Source organism: Clostridium sp. 1001270J_160509_D11, from assembly GCF_015667935.1.
In the GTDB taxonomy this organism is placed as follows: domain Bacteria; phylum Bacillota; class Clostridia; order Peptostreptococcales; family Peptostreptococcaceae; genus Intestinibacter.
Genome location: NZ_JADPET010000232.1, coordinates 1 through 2475, shown reverse-complemented (window position 1 = coordinate 2475; position 2475 = coordinate 1). Strand labels below are relative to the sequence as shown.

Genomic DNA, 2475 nt, shown 5'->3' with positions numbered 1-2475 from the left:
TTCCTGCAACAACTAAATTAAATCCATTTTTTTGTGCTAATAATGATGCTACTTCAAAAGTAACTTCTTGGTTTATTTTGCGATAGTCCCTTTATTTTTATTATATTTATCTATTAACTAAATCTCTTATTGTATCTATAATTTCATCAGTATTTGGCACAACTGCTGCCTCTAATGTTGGATTATATGGAATTGGTACATCTTTTCCACCTAATCTTTTAACTGGTGCTTTTAAATGGTTGAATGCTTCACTTTCAACTATTGAAGCTGATATTTCTCCTCCTAAACCACCTGTTTTTGATGCTTCATGAACTATTAATGCTCTTCCTGTTTTACAGACACTTTTTATTATTGTATCTTTATCCATTGGATATAATGTTCTTAAATCTATTATTTCAACATTTATATTTTCATCTTTTAATTTTTCTGCCGCCATTTCACATCTTTCTAACATTCTACCGTAAGTTACTACTGTGATATCTGAACCATCTCTAGTTATATTTGCTTTTCCTAGTTCTATTACATAATCTTCAGTTGGAACTAATCCTGTAGTTTTATAAAGTAGTTTATTTTCATAGAAAATTACTGGATTATTATCTCTTATTGCGGCTTTTAATAATCCTTTTGCATCTGCTGGAGTTGATGGTGCAACAACTTTAACCCCAGGTATATGACACATCCATGCTTCTAAACTTTGTGAATGTTGTGCTGCTGCTCCTGTCCCTGATCCACCTGGACATCTAACTACCATAGGAACTTGTGCTTTTCCTCCGAACATATATCTCATTTTTGCTGCTTGATTTACGATTACATCCATAGCTATTGTTATAAAATCACTAAACATAATTTCCATTATAGTTCTTAAACCAGTTGCTGCCGCACCTGCTGCACATCCTGCTATAGCTGCTTCCGATATAGGTGTTTCAAGAATTCTCTCCGGACCAAATTCTTCTATCATTCCAACAGAAACACCGAATCCGCCTCCATAAATTCCGATATCTTCTCCTAAAAAGATGATATCTTCATCTCTTCTCATTTCTTCAACCATAGCTTCTCTTACGGCTTCTTTATATGTTATTTCTCTCATTTGCATGTTTATTAAACCTCCTCGCAAATCCTTCCGTCCATAATCTTAATTAGTCAGCATATACATCCTGTTCTAATGTATCTAGTGATGGTTCTGGGCTATTTTTAGCAAATTCAACTGCATCTTCAATATTTTGTTCTACTTGTTTTTCTAACGCTTGTAACTCTTCTTCAGTCGCATATCCTAATTCTAGTATTCTATTTCTTAATTTTATAAGTCCATCTTTTTGTTTCCATGAATCTATTTCTTCTTCAGTTCTATAGACATTTTTATCAGACTTAGAGTGTCCTGCCCATCTATAAGTTTTAGCTTCTACTAATACTGGACCTTCCCCTTTTCTGCATATTTCTGCAGCTTTTTGAACTGTTTCATAAACAGCCTCTGCATCATATCCATCAACTATAAAACTTTCAATTCCATAACTAGATGCTCTATCAGCTACATGTTCTACATTCATAACTTTAGATTGCGCTGTAGACATTCCGTATAGATTATTTTCACAATAAAAAATGACTGGTAATTTCCAAACAGAAGAAAGGTTTACCCCTTCATGGAACGCTCCTTCGTTTGATGCTCCATCTCCGAAAGAACATAAAACAATTTTACCAGTCTTTTTGTATTTTTGAGTAAGAGCTGCTCCTGGAGCTAATGTAAGACCTCCACCAACAATACCGTTTGAACCTAAATTTCCAGATTCAAGGTCAGCTATATGCATTGAGCCACCTTTACCTTTACAATATCCTGTAACTTTTCCCATTAATTCTGCCATCATTTTGTTTAGGTCTATTCCCATACCAATAGACAAAGCATGACCTCTATGTGTCATTGAAACTAAATCTCCATCATCAAGTGCCATAACTGCTGCAACACTTGATGCTTCTTGTCCTATAGATAGATGTGTAGTTCCATGTATCATACCTTTTGAGAAAAAGTAGCATACTTTTTCTTCAAATTTTCTAGCTTGATCCATTCTTTTATACATCTCAAGCATTATTTCCTTTGAAATTGACATACGTTCCTCCTATAACTTATTTATTTTGTGATTTTTAACTGATTTTGCTTTTATTATAATTAATTCTTAAATATTATCATCTTTTTATTTTAGGTATATTAGTTACTAATTTATATAAAGTATAAAAATTACATATTTTTTATATACCTTAATTTATCCATTCTTATATCTAATACTCATTATATTTTTAAGTTATTAAACTTTAATTTTTATATAGGTTCTTTTTAAAGTCCATTGTAATATCGGCTATATTATTTGTCAATATTGTTAAACTTTAAATAACTTTAGGTCATTTATATAGTAACTTTTGTAATAAATAAAAAGTATATCAAATTTATATATAAACTTATTATACTTTTATTCTATTTTATTCATT

General features: G+C 31.3%; 2 protein-coding genes. Both read right to left on the bottom strand.

What is annotated here, in order from left to right; all coding sequences use genetic code 11:
• Window positions 1-106: 106 nt before the first annotated feature.
• On the bottom strand, window positions 107-1093 hold the full coding sequence (locus tag I4U58_RS13540) for an alpha-ketoacid dehydrogenase subunit beta (protein ID WP_195931861.1): 987 nt from the start codon (window positions 1091-1093) through the stop codon (window positions 107-109).
• Between the two features lie 43 nt (window positions 1094-1136).
• A complete protein-coding gene (locus I4U58_RS13535; RefSeq protein WP_195931860.1) occupies window positions 1137-2099 on the bottom strand; it encodes a thiamine pyrophosphate-dependent dehydrogenase E1 component subunit alpha in 963 nt (320 codons plus the stop codon).
• Window positions 2100-2475 lie beyond the last annotated feature (376 nt).

Excerpts from the sequence above, each read along its gene's own strand:
- I4U58_RS13535 (WP_195931860.1), bottom strand. The coding sequence starts at position 2,099 with ATGTCAATTTCAAAGGAAATAATGCTTGAGATGTATAAAAGAATGGAT.
- I4U58_RS13540 (WP_195931861.1), bottom strand. The coding sequence starts at position 1,093 with ATGCAAATGAGAGAAATAACATATAAAGAAGCCGTAAGAGAAGCTATG.